The following is a 19,185-nucleotide window of genomic DNA, read 5'->3' as shown; positions in this document are numbered from 1 at the left end:
GTGGCAACTGCAGGTGAAATCCGCGTCTGCGGGGGTTGAGCGGCCACCATCGGTTCAGGAAACAAAAATGCGCCCATCGCGACCAGCATCGCGATGGGCGCCGTCTCCCAACCGGCTTAGAACTCTTCCCACCCACCCGTGTTGGCCGCGAGCGACGGCGCGATCCGCGGCGGCACGCCGGTCACGCGACGCACCGGCGGCACGCTCGCGGCCACCGCTGCCAACATCGGCCGGACCGCTGCCGCCGCCACCGAAGCCCCGGTGCGGAACACCGACACCGCCTCGGCCAGCAGGTTGGCCTGCTCCTCCATCGAACGTGCTGCAGCGCTGGCCTCTTCCACCAGCGCAGCATTCTGCTGGGTGGTTTCGTCCATCTGCATCACGGTCTGATTGACCTGCTCGATGCCCGAGCTCTGCTCCTGCGAGGCCGCCGAGATCTCGGCCATGATGTCGGTCACCCGCTGCACCGACGCGACGATCTCGCCCATCGTGGTGCCCGCCTGACGCACCAGCGCCGAGCCGTCGGATACCTTGCCCACGGACTCTTCGATCAGTCCCTTGATCTCCTTGGCCGCACCCGCCGAGCGCTGAGCCAGCGTGCGCACCTCACTGGCCACCACGGCAAAGCCCCTGCCCTGCTCACCCGCACGCGCCGCTTCCACGGCGGCGTTGAGCGCCAGGATGTTGGTCTGGAAGGCGATGCCATCAATCACACTGATGATCTCGGCGATCTTCTTCGACGACGCTTCGATGGCCGTCATGGTGGTCACCACCTGGCCGACCACCTCGCCGCCCTGCGAGGCCACCCCATGTGCACCGATGGCCAACTGGTTGGCCTGGCGCGCGTGTTCGGCGTTCTGTTTCACCGTGGAGGTCAGTTCCTCCATCGACGCTGCCGTCTCTTCCAGATTGGCCGCCTGCTGCTCGGTACGCCGCGACAGATCGGTATTGCCCGAGGCGATCTCCCCCGCTGCCAGATTGATGCTGGATGCGCTGGCCTGGATACGGCCGACGATCTGGGTGAGCTGCTCGACGGTGGCATTGCAGTCGTCGCGCATACGGGCGAACACACCGTGGAAATCGCCCTGCATGCGCACGGTCAGATCGCCGCGCGAGATCGCCTGCAGCAGGCTCGACACCTGCACCAGATTCTCATCGGTGGTCTGCATCAACCGGTTCAAGCCGGTCACCATCTCGCCGAAATCGTGCTCGAAGCGTGTTTCGTCGCCTCGCAGGCTGAAATCGCCGGCGGCCGCGGCTGTGGCCAGCCGGCGGATCTCGCCGTTGATGGCCGACAGGCTGGACTTGGTCTCGTCCATGGCCTGGGTGATCGCCGCCTTCTCGCCCGGAAGGCGATCCATGTCCACCGACAGGTCGCCGCGCGCGTAGTGCTTCATCACCTCGATCAGGCGGTTCTGCACCTGCACGTGCGAACCCACCAGTGCGTTGGTGTCATGCACCATCCGCCCGTAATCGCCGGGGAAGGCGCTCTCGTCCATGCGATAGCCCAGGCTGCCGTCATCATGCTGCCGCGCCATCTCGCCCTGCGCCGCCATCACCGCCTGCAACTGCCCCTGCATGCGCTGCATGGATTTCAGCAACTGGGTCACCTCGTCATTGCCCGAGGCATCGATGACGTTGTCCAGGCGACCGTTGGCGATACCATCGGCCAGCTTCACCGCACCCGCCAAGGGCCGGGTCAGGCTGCGGGTGATCGCCCACGCAGCCAGTGCACCGAGGATCAGGCTGAGCACACCGAAGGCGATGGACAGGGTTCCCGTCCACGCTTCCGTGGCGCGGTATTCCTCACGGCTGCGTTCGGTCAGGGCTTCCTGGTGCCGCAGCAGGCTGGAAATCGCTCCATTCCAGGCCGTGGCCAGACCGTGCTCGGCCAGCAGTTCGGTGGCTGCACCGTCGTAGTCGCCCGCCTTCATCCGCTCGTGCAGTTGCTGGGTGGACACATCGGTCGCCTTGCGTGCCGCCGCGATCTGCGCCACCAACGTGTCGCCGGTGGCATCGCGGGGAATCTTGACGTACTTGTCCCAGATGCCGTCGTAGGTACGGCTCAGTTCCTGCGCCCGCTGGTAATCCTTGTCGAACTCCTCGCCACGCTTGATCACCATCAGACGGCGATGCATCAGCACCGCGTTGTTGGTATCAAGCATGTCGTTCAACAACCGCATCTTGACCATGTTCACGCCCACTACTTTCTCGAACTGGGCGGACTTCAAATGGTTTCCGTACAACACCAGGCCGACGATGGCCATGATGAACAGCAACAGCAGACCGAAGCCGGCAGAAAGCCGGGATCCCACACGGAGGTTGCGTAAGGCGAGCATCTCAATTCCCTTGATCGTGGCCCTACCTTCGATGGCGGCTCGACGGGGGGAAACTTTAAGGAAGTTTTACGCTTCGAATCCTCATCAAAGTGAATCCGTTCAAACACTCTTTGATATATATATCGGGCCCGAACGCCTCGCAGGCAGGGTAATCCTCAATATTATCCATCCAGGCCAATGACCGCCCGCATCGAGAAGAAGCCCTGCTCCCCTCAACGGTAACGTCAGTCTGTCCGATGCCCTGCAGCAGAACCTCCTGCTGTGTTTCGTCGAGGGTTCACGGCTTCATGACACCTGCATCGACAACGCATCCGCACGGAATCAGGTTCGGTTCGATCATGCAGACAGGGTCACGCGTGCTCGCGGAAGTGGTCGACGTGGGCCTTGCCCAGGACACCGCGGATGCTGACATCGTTCTCGGCCGCGATGTTGGTTGCGGTCAGGCTGATGTTGCCCTCCGTGGTGGCCATGCGCACGCGCTGCAGGCGCCTTCACCAGCACACTACCGGGCAGCGAGCGGCAGCAGAAATGAATGCATGCGCGGCAACCAGTTACTGATTGGAAATCAGAAACTCCGTCTCAGTCAATGCGCACCGCCCACCCATGCGCCAGAATTCAAAATAAGGACCGAAATCCACATCCAACTCAAACAAGGAGCCACCGATATACCATGCCAAATAATAGTCGGCAGCCAACCCATAAAGCGCCTCAAGCAACGCATACACCTGATCAGACTCGGATATCCTGCTCGCCCTCAGCGAATCACCAATTCCATCGAACAGCCAGTGATGAGGAATATCACGCTGAAGCGCGGAATCCAGATCACTCTCGGCAGCAAAAACCACCTTCGCGCGCCTGCAGATTCCTTCAATCTCAACATCACCTATCTTTCCGCATATCTCCTCCTGCCCCCTCAGCCACTCACTTCCAAGCCTGACAATCTCTTCGCGTGACGTTGAGAAACGCGGACGCAGGTACAACGAACCGTCCAGGCTACCGGAAGAAATAACCTTGACAGCCTTCGCATGCAAATCCAACGAAGATCGAAAATAACCAAATATCTTCCGGAGCTCGACATCGGTTCCGTGCTCTTTCAACAACCCCAAAAAATGGGACTTATCAAACACAGCCGACCCTTCACAGAACGCGCACCAATCAGACAAAAGTGTTCTCACACCTACATCCCTCCAGATTTTGGATCGGCCTCACGCTGAACCAAGATCATGGATGCAAAACTCCAGCAGCTCGGCGCACCGCCACACTTCCCGACCGACACAGCAGCGCCCAACTGCACCCATAATGGCACCATCAACTCAGAGCGCGAGCCACCTCGATATCAAACCTAAATGAGGCCGGCAATTTTCTATTCATCCTCAGATAGTCAGCTATCGAGGACGCTGAGAAGTCCTCGACACCATTCGACGAAACCTCCACTTCGACGATTGAAGAGCGATCCACCATCAGAACAAAGTACTCCTCCGCCTGGCCAAAATAATGATGAAGAACCACGACGACTTGAAAGGCCCCCAATTCCGCAAGAAGCCGCTTCCTGATCAATTCCCCATCCGGGGAATCAATCCAGCCACTTGTCGATTTCAGCATATACTTATCGAAGATGAACTATTGGGCAATAGAGTAGTCGTCAAACTCCCATTTCATCACCATACATAGCTTGGCAACTATTTCATCCCACGAATCGCCGTCACACCCATCAATGTACCTGGCGATAATATCCTGAATAACGGAATAATTAAAATCATTCACAATCAACAACCCTCTTCCCCAGCGAGGCGCGAACGAATTATCACGCAGCCAGCCAGGCGTGCATACATTCAATTCAAAATCATCAGCGCCCGATATACCAGCAGCACCAACAGAGACTCTAAGATCAATCATAAAGTCGACGCCATCGGGCGCCCACCCACTCAAATCAAAGAGATCATTTGATACACCCTTCAAAATCGCCTTCATGCCCAACCCCGATCACCTATCAATATCCAAATGGCCGTTGCCAACCTTCGTTCGAGCACCTGTAATTACATTAATATCGTACCTCTCAAAGTTCGCCTGCATTCCAGTTCCCGCCAGCTTGCTAGCCTTTTCTGATGGTGGCCGATATGCCCTGGTTCCATCGGCACTGATCCAACCAATCCCGTCGCTCATCCGTCTTGCCCCGTCGCCAACCCATATCATACCCATTCGCTCCGCATCTGCATGAGTACCTCTACCAATACCGAAGTTTGGGTTACTCGACCCGCTGCCTCCGACGGCAGCACCGAGGCGGGGATCCTTGGCGCCAATAGCTCTGAGATTCTCAGCCGTTAGCGCATCCTTGAGTCGTTGATAGTCTGCAGAATTTGTCGATGCGCCCGAACCAAACCCCCCATTTCCGCCAACAATGTTAACAACCCCATATTTTCGAAGCAGCACCTTTGCAAGACCCAACCCTAGCTCGGCAGATGCTTCCTTGGAGAAGATTCCGTACTGATCGACGGTCTTGTCAAAGTTGCCAGTCCACTGTGCAAGCGCAGCGACCGTGTACTCCTGAGGCATGATGTAGACAGGCTTTAGCCCACCGTTTTCAAAGATGAGCTGGCGGTAAGCAGTTCCGTTCATGGAGTGCGCGAACGAGCTAAGTGCCTCACTGCTGCGGCTCAGATCATCGTAGATCCCAAGATCGCCGGCCCAAGTGCCGTACTTGTACGCGACAGCAGCACCCACAAAGGCTTGGCAGGCTGGGCTTGCAGAGTTAGCAGTGCAGACTGAGAGCAACTCGTAATCCATGCTCCGGGACACTTCCTTCGACACATTCCGCACCATCTGTTGGCACGCCAGATCCGAGCCACACTCGTCCAGTTGCTCCTTAAGCACCAGCGCCTGCGGCTCGGTCAGGAAATTATTCTCAACAGAATTCCTGGCAATCCCCGCATTCAACGCGATGTCCGCCAGATCCTGTCCCGACAACCCGCCCGCCAGAGCTCCCACCGCCTGCGACAGCGCCAGAACTGTTTCCCTTTCCTGTGGGCTCAGCTTCGAGGGATCCCCGCCGAATAGCTTGTCCGTCAGGAACTTCGCTGCCAACTCACCACCACCGGCCGCAAGCGCCCCGCTCCCCGCCGAGCCACCATTGGCCTCAGCCAACAACGCGCCCAGCAGCGCGTGCGACAGCATCTGCATGGCCTCACTGGGCACAGCGCTCTGCTTGTTCGGGTCGAACGTCTTGCCGATCAGTTCTGCCGCATACGGTGCCAGCGCGTTGGAACCGAGCTGGCCCAGCCCCTGCCCGGACATGCCTCCCACCAGAGCGGTGGTTACCGCGCCAAGCGCGCGGCCATAGACGCCGTCAGGAGCCCACTTCTGCTGCGTGACCAATGCCTCGGGGTATGACGGATCAAACACTTTCAGGCGATTGAACTGCTCGTCCGAAGAAAGCTCATCAAATACCCGCCTTTCTTCAACGCTCAGCCCTTCCCGATACTTGTCGGTGATCCTGTTCGCGCCCGCACTGCCAATGTCGTTGGCAATCTGCTGGCTCGTGGAAACCACCGTCCCTATCGCTCCCGCCATCGCCTGCTGGTCCGCCAGCAGCTTGCTGGCATCCGGCAATGCCTCCAGCGCGCGATGTGCGGCACTGGCATCGGTGTTGATGCCCAGCTCCGCCGCCGTGGTCTGCTTGCCGCCGATGGTGATGTTGCCTTCAGTCAACGTTGCAAGCGTGGAGCTGCTGTCGCTGCCGCGCTCCGACATCGGCATGCCCGGGCCACCGCGCGGAGCGGTGGTGCCTTCCTTCGCGTCCCAACCGTTCATCTTGCCGCCCGCACCACCGCTGATGCTGCCGGAGCTGGCCGAGTAGTCCATCTGGTTCTGCAGGTCGCTGAAGGTCAGCGTCTGCGCGGTCAGTTCACTGTTGGCCGCGTTGGTGCTGGAAATCGCGCCGCCAATCAGGTTCACGTGTCCAGCATCCACGTGATAGCCACCGTTGCCGGCAAACAAGCCACTCTGCTGGCCCACGCCCTGGTAGCTGCCCTCGGCCTTGCCTGCACTGGCGTAGCCATCGGCGTTCCACGCGTTGCCGAAGGCCACCTGCACGCGCCCACCCACCTGGCTGTTCTTGGACATGCTCTCGGCCATGTCCTGCAGCGATTCGATCGTCAGCGTGCCGCCGGTCTTGACGTCGATGCGGTCGGCCGTGGCGGTCGCGCCGCGCAACGTGGTGTCACCCTCGGCCTTCAGCGAGATGTTCTGGCCGGTCAGCGTGGTGTTCTGCCAGGTGTTGCTGTCCGAGTTCGCCTTGCTGCTGCCCACGCTGGCTTCTGCATACACATAGACGCCCGTCTGCGCGCCCACCACCACGCCAACGCCCACTTCGGCGCCGGCATTGCTGCTCTTGCTGCGGTCTGCCACGTGCGCCTTGCCCGCTTCCAGCAGGATGTCGCCGGCAGAATCCAGGCTGAGTGTGTTGCCTGCGCTCAGGTTGCCCTGCACTACGTGGATGCCGCCCGTCGTGCTGGTCAGGTTGACGTTGCCGCCACCCTGGATGGTCGAGCCTCGCGAAACCGTGCTGCTGCCGTCTGCACTGCTGTTGGCGGTCTTGAAGCCGATACCGGCCTCAGCACTGAACAGGTCGCCGCTGCCGGCACGGCCGGACAGCGCCGAGATCGCACTGGCCGCCTGGTACGCGTTGGCGCCGGCAGCCATGCCTTGCATCTTCTGCAGACGGTCATCGGACTGGCGGGCCGCGTCCACGTTGTTGATCAGGTCGATCAGCGGCGACTTCACCCGCGCGAACACGCCGATCTTCAGGTCCTTGTCGCTCTGCGAGTAGTGACCGCTTTCGTCGGCGGTCAGCAGCTCGATCTCGGCGGCAGTGATGTTCACGTCTTTGGCGGCCACTACGTTGCTGGCCGTCTGCGTGTACTTGCCGCCAGCCGTCAGGTTCACGCTGCCGCCCAGGCTGCCGATGCTGCTGGCCACCTGTGACACCTGCGCGCTGTCGTCCTGATGCTGCTCGCGGTGCCAGCCGGAGAACTTTTCGGTATCGGAAATCTGTACCGAGCCGATCGCCTTGCTGTCCGACGTATTGGCGTTGCTGACCGTGTCCTGCCCGCTGCGCACCAGTAGATCGCCAGCCGCACGGATGTTCACGTCCTTCTCGGCGGCGATGTTGGCCGCAGTCAGGCTGATATCGCCCTCGGTGGTGGCCATGCGCACGCCACCGCCCACCGACAGCTGGGTGCCGGTGATGGTGTCGCTGCTGCCGCTGCCCTGGCTCTGCGAGTTGTTGGTACCGAACGGCAGCCCACTCGTGTTGTTGGCAAGGCCCCAACCCTTGCCGCGGCTGCTGCTGTCGCTGCGCTCGGTGTTGTGGGCCACGTCGAACACGATGTCCTTGGTGGCCAGCAGCACGGCGTTGCCCTCGGCCGACATCTGCGTGCCCTGGCTGAGGATCGAGCCACCGTTGGCAATCAGCGTGAGATCGCCTCCTGCAGCCAACTGGGTGACACGAGCGTCACTGGTCGAATGGCTCTGCTCGCTGTTGGAGCGCTGGCTGCCGGCGGTCACCACGGTCGAGGTAGTGGCCGCACGCAGGCCGGACGCAGCGCCTTCAGCGGTGCGGGTGATCCGTCCCATCGCCGAGCCGCTGTCGGCCATGCCGTCGGTGGTCGAATCACGGGCGCTGCGGTAGGCCTTGGTCGGGTCGTAGGTCACGCCCACCGAGAATCCGCTGGACTTGCTCGCCTGACTGGATTCGCTGTCCGTGGTGTCCTGCCGCGCCAGCAGGGCGATGTCCTTGCCCACCAGCGTCAGGTTTTCGCCAGCGGCGACGTCCGAGGCCGCAATCGTCAGCTGGTTGCCAGCATTGATCAGCACATTACCTTCGCGCGAGGCGATGGCCGACCCGACCTGGGTGATGGACTGCTCGGCGCTGGTGCTGCTGTTCTTCGCGCTGCTGTAGCCCACCGATGCCACGCCGTTGCCAAAGCCTCCTGTAATGCCGGATTTCTTCTTGCTCTGGCTGGACTCACTGCTGTGATGGTCCTCGGCGGCGGTGATCAGTACATTGTTGCCCGCCCCCAGAATCACGTTGCCGGTGGCATCGACCACCGCACCGACTGCGGTCAGATCGCGGCCGGCGGTGATGTTGATGCTCTCACCCTGAATCGCCGTACCGATGGCATAGCTGTCGCTGTTGTCGACGCTGCGCGTGGTGGTAGTGCTGGAAAGCGTCTTCTTTTTCTTCTCGTAGCTGTCCAGGCTGTAGTCGTGCGTCTCGTTGGCCGAGAGCAGGTTGACGTCGCGGCCGGCGGCTACGCTGACTGCGCCATCGCTGCTGTCGACCAGTGCGGCCGTGAGGTTCACGTCGCGGCCAGCGCTCAGCAGCAGATTGTCGCCTGCCTGCAGCGTGCTGCCGCGCACCGTCTCATCACTCTGGCTGACCTGCAGCGAGCTGCGTTTGCTCGCATTGGCGAAGTCGCGACTCTCACTGTCCACCAGTGCCTGGCTGTTGATGTCACCACCGGCCTGCAATGCCAGGCCACCACCGGCCTTGATCTGCGCTGCAGCAAGGTTGATGTCCTTGCCGGCAGCCAGCACCACATCGCCGCCGCCCTGCACCGATGTGGCAGCGTGCGTTGTCTTGCTGGTGCGTTGGTGGTTGCGGTCGTCGAAGGTGGCATCGCGGCGCTCGTCCAGCGCAATCGCGCCGACATCCAGATTCCCACCTGCCACCAACTGGGTAAGACCATCGGTGCCGGCATTGCGGATCTGCGCGGCCTGCAGGCTGATGTCACCGCCCGCAACCACCGACAACATGCCATCACCGCTGGGGTTGGTCACATACAGGCCGGCGACCCGGTCGATGCGGTTGGTCTCGTACTGGTGGGTGCCACCACCCCGCTGCGTTTCCACCGTGGAAGCCACCGTCACATTGCCCACCGCCTGCACCGACAGCGCATCGGTTGCGCTAACGGTCGCACCGGCAATTCGAATGTCCTTGTCCGATGACAGCCCGACGTACTGGCCGGAGATGCTGCCGCCCAGGTGTTCGATGTTGCCGGCGTCGATGGTCACCAGCTTGCGGCCAGCGATGTCACCGGTGTTGACCAGGCCATTGGCCAGTTTGATATCGACATTGGCGCCGGCCAGCAGCGCACCCTGCCCGTCCAGGTCACCCGGGCGCAGGCGCAGGTACACCTGCGGCACCAGTGCGGTGGTGGTGCTGCCGTCGGCCAGCGTCACGGTCTGCTCGACGAGCCAGACAATGTCGCTGGTCAGCTGGGCCATCTGCGCCTCGGTCAGCGCCACGCCCGGCCGCAGGCCCCATTCGCTGGCCACGGTAGCGCCGGCTTCCAGCAGCGCACGGTACTGCGCCTCATCGCTGGCATAGCCATCAAGGAATCGGCGGCCAGTCAGCTCGCCGATCTGCTCGCGCACCAGCTTCTGTTCGTAGTAACCGTCACCCAGCCGCTTCTGCACGGTATCGGGCGAGTAGCCCATCTGTCCCAGCAGGTGGTCCGAGCTCAGCCAGGTCTTGTGGTCGGTGAAGCGCGGATCGGTTTCAACCAGATAGTTGCCGCCATTGCGGTTGACGTTGAACAGGCTGGCCGCGGGTACACGGGTGTCCGGCGCGCCCATCGCGATGCGATCCGGCGAGCCGCCGGCGGCCGCAACCACGCGCGCCCCGGATGCGGCGCCGTTGCCGGCAATGCCGCCCACCGTCCCGCCCTGCTGCGTGCCAGCGGCGTCGGCCGCCTGCGCCAGCGCGCGCTCCGCATCTGTTCCACCGGCATGGCCCGGCCCCTGCGCACCACCGTGGCCAGGGCCGTCCGGCAGCGTCTTCGGCCCCTGCACGTTGAGGTTGGCCATTGCCGCGCCATCCTGGACGTTGGGCGCGTTGCGGCCCTGGTTGAGGTTGCTGAGATCGCCCACGTCGATGGTGAGCGTGCCACCGCTGGTGATGCTGCCGCCGATCTTCCCTGTCACTTCGGAGATCGCCGGGTTGCTCCAGGTCAACACGCTGCCACCGAACGTACGACTGACATTGTTGAATTCGTGCGTGCGGTACAGCGTCGCTGCGAGGTTCTCCACCTTGGCGGTGGCGGTCAGGCCGACGATATCCAGATTGCCGCCGGCAGCGATGCTGCCGTAGTGATTCTTCAGATGGTCGGTGCCGATGCGCATCGCACCACCCGAACGAATGACCGCGTCCGCACCGACGCCCGGCCCCAGCACGTCCTCGGTGACCTTGCGTGTAGCGAGGCGGTATTCCTCGTTGCCACTGGTGGAGTTGCCGCCAGAGAACTGTGGGTTGGTCAGGGTGCGATCAGGATCGTAGTCCTTGAAGGTCCACAGCTGCACGCAGTTGGTGGTGCAGGTGCCATACGCGTTGGAATAGGTCAGCTTGTCGTCGATGTAGCGGAAGGGCGGTGCATCCGGATGCAGCCCACTCAGCTCGGTGAACGGATCATCCGCGCCGCTGGCGACCTGGTCGGGATTGATCTGGTTGTCCTGGCGGCCGACGTAGTACATGACCACGGTGCCATCCTGCACGTTCAAGCGCGAACGCTCGCCGAGGCCGGCATAGAGCCCGCCGCGCCCGAAGAAGTAGGCACTGGTCTGTGCTGTCAGGCGCACCACCGCACGGTGTACGGTGAAGCCGTCAGGGGTGATGTGCGGCGTATCCTCCAGGATGTCGGCGGGATTGAGGTAATAGACCTCGTGCGCGCTGTAGTGGCTGGTACTGCGGATGTTCTCGGTGCCGTTCTTGCCGTTGCGCCACCATGCCGGCCGATCCATGCGCACTGGCGCATTCACCGTCGTGGTCTGGGTGATGACCACGTTTTCGCGGATGTTGTTGACCTCCTGCGCATCGATCGCCAGGTTGCCGGCCACATCGATGATCGAACCGATGTTGTCGATCCTGCCGGCCGTGCCCGCAGCAATGCGGTCAGCCCCCAGCGATCCGCCGATGGCCGCATCACCGCCGCTGTAGATCAGGCCCTTGCCGGTGTTCTGCAGTTCGCGCACGCCCAGGTCCAGGCGCTCGCGCGCGGCCACGGTGCCGACGCGGGTGGCACCGTTGGCATCCTCGGCATGGTTCTTCAGCACGCCGGCAGAGATCGCCACGTGGTCGCCATAGATGCGGCCGGTGCCGAGGTTGTCCAGCACGTCGGCTTCAAGGTGGGTCACTTTGCCGTCGATCAGGCCGCGATTGGTCAGCTGGCCGCGGGCATTGAGATGGGTAACGCCTTCGCTGGAGATCTCGCCGTTGGCAGCGTTGGTGATGTTCTGCGCGTTGAGATCGAGGTTGCCGCCGCGCAGCACGCCCTGGTTGTCCAGGTCGCCGGACAGATGCAGAGCCAGCGTGCCGTTGGCCACCCATTCGCCGCGGTTGCTCAGGCCCTGCTGCAGGGTCAGGCTCAGGTCGCGCTGGGCATGCACCTGGCCGTCCTCACTGAGCGCACGCGCCACCAGGGTCTGGCTGCCATCGGCCCGCAGCAGGCCGCCGCTGTTGGCAACGCTGTCGGCACTGCTGTCCAGGTTGCCGCCGGTGGTGATGACACCCCCGTTGTTCTGCAGCTGGCCGTTGACCTGCAGCCGAGCGCCGCCATCGGTGACGATCTGGCCCTGACTGTTGTCCAGCCACTGCGTTCCGAATTGCAGCTGGCCTGCCTGCAGGCCGCGGGTGCCATCGCCGCCGCGGGTGTTGCGGTTGTCCACGCTGGCTGCGGTGAGGATCAGCAGCTGGCCAGCGGCAATCGCGCCGGTAGTGTTGTCCAGGTGCCCGCTCAGGGTCAGGTCGAGAGTGCGCCCGGCCTGCACGCGCCCGGCGCCGTTGGCCAGCGTCGTCGCCTGCAGCGACAGGCCCGCCGCGCTGGCAAGGGTACCGCCGGCGCTGTTGTCAACACTGGCCAGCAGCAGCCGCGCATCGTCCTGTGCGCTCAACGTGCCACCGCGGTTGTCCAGCGCACCACCGTCCAGCTGCAGTGTGCCCGCCGCCAACAGGCCGCCACTGCTGGCGGTGCCCCGGTTGTCGATGGCCTGCCCTGCGGTATCGATGCGCAGATCAGTGGCCGACTGTATCCGGCCGCCCTGGTTGTCCAACGCGCCGCTGTGCACGGTCAGCGCACCCGTCTGTGTACCCAGCGTGCCACTGCGGTTGTCGAGCCGCTGGCCACGGGTATCGACGGTCAGCTGGCCGCCCAGCAGCGTGCCGCGCTGGTTGTCGAGGCCGTTGGCCTGCAGTTGCAGCAGCTCGCCGGCCTGCATCGCGCCATCGCTGTTGTCCACGCCTGCGACCGTGGTCAGCAACAGGTCCTTGCCTGCCACCACCGTGCCATGCCGGTTGTCGAGGCTGGCAGCGTCCAGCGTCATCGCACCGGCGCTGGACAGCAGCCCCTGGCTGCCGTTGTCGAGACGACCGTCGATGCCCAGCACCAGCTCGTTGCCACCGGCGTGGACGGTACCGCCGCGGTTGTCGACGCTGGCCGCGGTGATCGTGCCGGCGCCAGCCAACAGGATGCGCCCGGTCTGGTTGTCCAGTGCCTGGCCGATGGCCAGGGTGGAACGGCCGCTGCCGGCACCCTGCAGGGTGCCCTGCGCATTGATCAGCTGCTGTACGGCAACGTCGAGCACACCGTTGCTGGCCAGCGAGCCGCCGCGATTGTCCAGCAGCCCCTGCACACGCAGGCGCAGTGCCTCTTCACCGGTGGCAGTGAGCGCACCGCCGGCGGTGGTCAGGCTATCGGCAGTGATATCGATGCGGCGCGCCGAGGTGGTTGCCTTCGACAGATCGAGGGTCTTGCCGTCCAGTACGAACGTGCCATTGCTGAGCACGCTGCCGCCCGACCCCAGCAGGGTCTGCGCGCGCACCTGCAACTGGCCGCTGCCGGCGTGCTGGATCTTGCCTGCGCTGTTGTCCAGCGTCTGTGCCTGCAGCGTCAGGTCACCATTGCTGGCCAGCGTACCGCCGGCATTGCCCAGTGAGGTGGCATTGATGCGGCTGGCGCCCTCGCCACTGGCAATGATGCGGCCACCGGCGTTGTCCAGCGTTCCGGCCTCAAGGTCGAAGCGATCAGCGCCCAGCGTTGCCTCGCGATGGTCCACCTCGTCCGCACGCAGGGTCAGCGTGGCCGCAGACACCAGCGTACCCTTGCTGCCATCCAGGCGGGTCGTGGTGATGTCCAGGCCCTGGTTGCCGGCCTGGCGGATGGAACCGGCGGTGTTGTCGACCCGCGCGGCAGCAATGGTCAGCCGGTTGGCATTGCTGGCGATGGCGCCTTCATGGTTGTCCAGCGTCCGGGTAACCTGCAGCACGCTGTCGGCCGTACCGGCGGCACTGAGCGTGCCCTTGCGGTTGAGCAGTTCACCGGACTGTACGTCCAGCGCCCCGTTGCCGGCGATCGTGCCGCCGCTGTTGTCCATGGTCTGCGCCACGCGCACCTGCAGCGCATCGCTGCCCGTTGCGCTGAGGTTGCCGCCGGCGTTGTCCAGGCGTTCGGCATTGATCGCAATGCGCTCGGCCTGGGTGGTGCTGCCGGCACCCAGCACCAGCTCTCCACCCTCAAGCGTCAGCGACGACTGGCTGAGAATCCGGCCCGCCGCGCCCTGCAGCGCGTCGGCACGGATCTGCAGCGTGCCGCTGCCCGCGTGTTCGATTGCACCGCTGCGGTTGTCCAGCCGCGCCGCCTGCAACAGCACATCGCCCGTGCCGGCCAGACGGCCGCCGTTGCGGTTGTCCAGCAGTTCGCGGGCCTGCACCTGCAACAGGCCGCTACCCGCAGCCAGTACCCTGCCGCCCTGGTTGAGCAGACTGCCAACCTGAAGCTGCAACGCACCGTTACCGGAGATCGTACCGGCGCTGTTGTCCAGCTCGTCGCGCACGCTCAACGTCGCGCCCTGGGTACCGGCCGACTGCAGCGTGCCCTTCTGGTTGTCGATGCGGCCCGCGTCGATGCGCAGGCCTGCATTGCCGAGCACCTGCCCGCCCTGGTTGTCGAAGGTTCCGCGCACATCCAGCGCCAGCTCGGAATTCCCGAGCGAGACAATCTGGCCACCGGTATTGCGCAGGCCATCGGCGTTGATCTGCACGTTCTGGGCGGAGGTGGTGCCGCCACTCACATCCAGCTGGCCACCGGTGAGCGTCAGGTCGCCGTTGCTGAGCAGGCGGCCTTCGCTGCCACGCAGGGTATCGGCGTGCACGCGCAGGGAGCCATTGCCTGCCTGCTGCAGCAGGCCCCTGCTGTTGTCCAGCGTGGTCGCTGTCAGGTTCAGATCGCCATTGCCGGCCACGGTGCCGCCGGCACTGTTGTCCAGCGTACCGGCGCGCAGCGTGCTGCCCTGGTTGCCCAGCGACAGCAGGTTGCCACCGCGGTTGTCCAGCGTGCCGGCGACGATCTGGAACTGCTTTGCAGTGAGCGTGCCATTGCGCACGTCGGCGTTGCCCACCGTCCAGTCCAGGCGGCCGAGCGTGCTCAGGCGGCCACCGGCACCGGCCCAGTCGCCGGTGGTCAGCAGCAGCCCGCCGTCACCGGCATGCTCGATGCGGCCACCCGCATTGGATACCCGGCCTGCGCCCAGGGTCAGGCGCTCGGCATTGCTGGCCAGCAGGCCACCGTCGTTGTTGAACGTGTCGTGCACCGTCCAGGCCGATGCTGCACTGCCGGCATGGCGCAGCTCGCCTGCCTGGTTGTCCAGCGACTGTGCGCGCAGCTGCAGCGTACCGGCCACGCTCAGCGTGCCCTTCTGGTTGGACAGCGTACCCAGCTGCAGCGTAGCGTCGCCGTGCACCTGCAGGGTGCCGCCATCGTTGTTCAGATCGCCCGTGGCCTGCAGCGCGGCCACGCCAAGGCGGCCGCCGCTGTTGTCCAGACCATTGCCGGCAACCAGCGAAACACGACCGCCGCTGCTGATGCTGCCACCGTCGTTGTCGAGAAGGCCGGCGATGTCCAGCACACCCGCGGCCAACGGAACCACCGGCGTCACCGGCGTACCGCCCCCCGTACCGGTACCCGGGGTACCCGTACCGGGCGTTCCGGTACCTGGCGTTCCGCCGCTTCCCGGCGAGGTACCACTACCGGGGGTACCGCCGGTACCGCCCGACGCCACCGCATCCAGCGCACCGATCAGGCCGTCGCTGCGATTACTCACGCTGCCCGCGTTGGCATTGAACGCCTGCATGCCGGTCTGCTCGATGGCACCGCCACGGTTGCGCAGCCCCTGCGCCTGCAGCTGCAGGCGCTGTGCATTGAGCTTGCCGCCACTGTTGTCCAGCGTGCCGCCGGAAGTGATTGCAGCCTCGCGCGTGGCGGCTATCGTGCCGCTGTTGGCCAGATCGCCGCTCGCCTGCACGCGCACGTCCTGCAGCGACTGCAGCGCGCCGGTGTTCTCCAGCCGGCCGTCCACCGTCACCACCAGTTCGCCGGCCTGCGCACCGATGCTGCCGGCATTGCGCACGCCCACGCCGTGTTCATTGCCCACCAGCCAGATCTTGTTGGCGAACATGCCGCCCAGCGCGCCCACGTCCAGCGCGAAGGTCGGTGCATCGCCGCTGGCCGCCGTGGCGGTCACCTGACTGTGGTCGGCACTGACGACGTTGTTGCCGAGCGATGCCTGCAGCTGGTTGGCCCAGATGCCGGCGTTGACCTTCAGCGATCGGGTGATCAGGTCGGTGTAGTCGGCGCGGCTGGTATCGAGGCCATCGCCATTGACCTCGATCGCCCCACCACTGACCCGATAACCTTCCAGTGCACCGGCACCGGTGAACATCGGCGTACCGGTGGTGAGCGTGACGCGGCTGGCATTGAGGAAGCCGCCGCCGTTGACCTGGATACCTGCCGGATTGGCGATGATCACCTCGGCGCGCTGTCCAGCCACTTCCACGTAGCCATTGAGTCGGCTGGCCGGGCCATTGACCTCATTGAGGATGACCCGTGCGCTGCCGGTGGCCAGCCATGGATTGCCCTGCACCCAACCGCCCAACTGCGTCTGCACCTGGCCACGCGCGTTGTTGAGGATCACGCCCTCGCGGCCGACATCGAACTGCGAATAGCGGTTGCGTGAGACACCACCGGCCGAAGGCGTGGTGATGTTGACCATCGGCACACCGTTCGGCGCGGTCACCACGGTGGGCCGCTCTCGGCCGGGCGCATTGGGATCGGACACGATGTGGCCACCCGACTGCGCTTCAGCCACGGGCGCCAAGCTGACCCATCCCAATGCGCACATCAGCGCGAAGCCCAAGGGCGACAACGCCGCGCTCTGCCGGCCAGCGACCTGGCCGACCAGGCCACCGCCGCCCTTCACCAGTTCCGAAGCGACCTGCCACACGCGCAGCGCGCGGTTGAAAACCAGGCGATAGATGCTGTTCATTTCACGAATCCTTGTGCCAGATCAGTAACGCCACGCCAGGCTGAAACCGAAGGTGGTGTAGTCGGTAGGGAAGTTGGCCGGTTTGTGCAGGGCCGAGCCCACGAAGCCATCCCAGGAAAGCTGCTGCCAGCCGCCACGCAGGCCCAACGCCATGCCGGCCAGATCACGGCCGGATTGCCATTGCGCCGATGGCCCGCCGATGCGGCCGTAGTCGGCAGCGATGTAGAACTCCTGACCGCCGCCCATGCCCAGCGACAGATCGTTGCGCAGCGACCAGCCGCGCTCACCGCTGAGCGAGCTTTCGCCGTCGAATCCACGCACCGTGTAGCGGCCACCAATCGCAAAGCGATCCTGTGGCGACAACGGTGTGCGGTTCCACTGCGCGCGCCAGGCAGCGGTGTAGCGCAGGCGCTGCTTGCCCAGCTGGAACGGAACGCTGAACTGCGCGTCAGCCGTGATCACCTTCATCCGCGAGGTGCCTTCCAACGGCAGGGTCGGATCCCACGCCTGCGCCATCTCTTCGGGCGAACGCAGGGCATGGAAGGCACCCGTTCCGCGGCGGTAGGCCAGCGTGGTATCGAGCGTCGCCGCGCCGATGAACTGCTTGTGGGTCAGGCCAAGCTCCCAGCCCGACGTGCGGCGGCGCTGCACCTCGATCTCGGTATCGTCGATGTAGTTCTTCGACGTGCGCTGCCAACCACGACCGTAGATGCCCAGCTTGGTTTTGGCGTTGCGCAGCAGCAGGCGATCCACCCGTGCTTCGGCATTGCCGCTGCGGCCGCTGTAGTCATAGCTTTCGTAGGCCCCGACCACCGTCTGGCGGTAGTCGTAGGCACTGGCCGTGGCGCCGAACAGCCAGTAGCCGTAGGGCACGTCGTAGTGCGCGGTCCAGCTGCTGGTGTCCTTGCCTTGGCCATTGAACACGCCGCGCCCGGCGCTGACGTAGAACAGCTCGTTCAGGCCCAGCGGATTGTCCAACGACAGTGTGGCGTTGGCCTGCAGCTTGCCGGTGCCCTGGCTGCCGGCATCGTCCAGCGTCACGCTGGCGCGCACCGGCGAACGCTGCTTCCAGTCGATCTGCAGGTCGCTCTGCCCGGGTGCGGCACCTTCGCCATCGGCGGGTGCGATCTTGATGTCCGCGCTGACGGTGGGCACGCGCTGCAGGTTTTCCAGGCCCTGCTCGATGTCACGCAGGTTCAGCAGGCCACCGCTGCGGATCGGCAGCGCGTTGGCGAGGACCGGATGCCGCGCGTCCGCCTCGGAAAACACCGCCTCGCGGAATCGCCCCGGTACCACCGACAGCGTCAGCGTGCCGGTATTCAGATCCTGCGGGGCCGACAGCACGCGGGTGGTGACATAGCCACGCGCGATGATCGCGTTCTGCACACGCTTCATCACTACATTGATGCCTTCAGTGCCCAGGCAGCGGCCGCTGGCGGGATCTTCGCGCGGATCGGCTGCGGCCAATGCCCACTGGAAGCCCTTGGCACCCTCGCCCTCCAGCACGATGCGATCAATACGCACGCAGGGCTGTTCCTGCGTCGGCAGGCGCTCCCCCTGTTCACCCTGGCTGCTCTCCAGGCGTACGTCGGGCCGGCTTTCCTGCTGCTCGCGCAACGCGCGCTCGCGCTCCTGCTGGCGCAGCAGCTCCTGTGCACCCGGGTCACCCACCTGCTGGGCAGCAGCACTGAAGGACATGCCCAGAAGCACCAACCCTCCACCAACGCGGCGCGCACCGCGCACAGACTTCTTCCTTGCTTGCACAATCAATTCCAGGTGTTGATGCCACGCGTCAGCGGTCCTGCTCCCGGAAGGGAGAAGGGCCAACCCGAAGGCTTGAATCGAGGTTCGCCGGGGATATGCAACGGCATGCCACCGCGCCCGACGCGAAGTGGCGCATACGCTATCGGCCGCCCCGAGGATTTCTATAGGGAAATTTTCAAATGCCCAGAGCTACGGGAAAGCACACCGCAGACGGCAATCCAGAGTATGCGGGGGCACGCGCCACGCCGCAAAGCAACAGCGTTCAGCACAACGCCTTCCGCCGGCCCACGCTACAGTCGGCGCATGACCGTATTCCTGCAGATCGAAGGCGCCGCCATCGTTGACATCCCCAGCCTCTATGCGGAGATCAACCGCGTTTTCATGGCCGGCGAAGACTGGCAGCTCGGGCCCAGCCTCGATGCGCTGGACGATCTGCTGTACGGCGGCCATGGCGCGCTGGCCGGGCACGAAACCGCCACGGTGGTCTGGCGCGATATCGACCACAGCCGCGAGGCACTGGGACTGGAGACCACACGTGCGTGGCTGGAGGACAAGCTGCGGCAACCGGGTACGTTCAATGCTGAAACCATCAGCCAGCAGCTGGACGCCCTGCAACGCGGCGAGGGGCAGACCTATTTCGACATCGTGATGCAGATCTTCGCCGGCCACCCGAACATTGCACTGCTGCCGGCCTGAGGCCTGCGTCGACAGC

General features: G+C 64.3%; 7 protein-coding genes. 1 reads left to right on the top strand and 6 read right to left on the bottom strand.

All coding sequences use genetic code 11. The features are described from left to right. Positions 1-116: 116 nt before the first annotated feature. From AC13GI_RS00585 to AC13GI_RS00560, 6 genes are all read right to left on the bottom strand, one after another. Positions 117-2,339, bottom strand: a complete 2,223-nt coding sequence (locus AC13GI_RS00585) for a methyl-accepting chemotaxis protein (protein WP_482995212.1) — start codon at positions 2,337-2,339, stop codon at positions 117-119. A gap of 551 nt (positions 2,340-2,890) precedes the next feature. Continuing rightward, positions 2,891-3,466 carry a hypothetical protein gene (locus tag AC13GI_RS00580; protein WP_152904630.1) on the bottom strand — a complete coding sequence of 192 codons (576 nt, stop codon included), beginning with the start codon at positions 3,464-3,466 and terminating at the stop codon, positions 2,891-2,893. A gap of 181 nt (positions 3,467-3,647) precedes the next feature. Next, positions 3,648-3,941 (bottom strand): hypothetical protein, encoded by a 294-nt coding sequence (locus AC13GI_RS00575; protein ID WP_482995211.1) that lies wholly within the window; start codon positions 3,939-3,941, stop codon positions 3,648-3,650. A gap of 18 nt (positions 3,942-3,959) precedes the next feature. Further along, positions 3,960-4,310, bottom strand: a complete 351-nt coding sequence (locus AC13GI_RS00570; protein WP_049468065.1) for an Imm8 family immunity protein — start codon at positions 4,308-4,310, stop codon at positions 3,960-3,962. A gap of 12 nt (positions 4,311-4,322) precedes the next feature. Beyond that, a complete protein-coding gene (locus AC13GI_RS00565) occupies positions 4,323-16,709 on the bottom strand; it encodes a hemagglutinin repeat-containing protein (protein ID WP_482995210.1) in 12,387 nt (4,128 codons plus the stop codon). 21 nt (positions 16,710-16,730) lie between these two features. Further along, a complete protein-coding gene (locus AC13GI_RS00560) occupies positions 16,731-18,407 on the bottom strand; it encodes a ShlB/FhaC/HecB family hemolysin secretion/activation protein (protein WP_482995209.1) in 1,677 nt (558 codons plus the stop codon). Between the two features lie 369 nt (positions 18,408-18,776). On the opposite strand from AC13GI_RS00560, the gene AC13GI_RS00555 reads away from it, so the two are divergent. Next, a complete protein-coding gene (locus AC13GI_RS00555; RefSeq protein ID WP_482995208.1) occupies positions 18,777-19,169 on the top strand; it encodes a barstar family protein in 393 nt (130 codons plus the stop codon). Positions 19,170-19,185: the final 16 nt, after the last annotated feature.

The sequence above is a fragment of the Stenotrophomonas sp. 82F1 genome, from assembly GCF_056861525.1.
The sequence above is the reverse complement of the archived record's forward strand: the minus strand, read 5'-3'. Positions and strand labels throughout refer to the sequence as shown.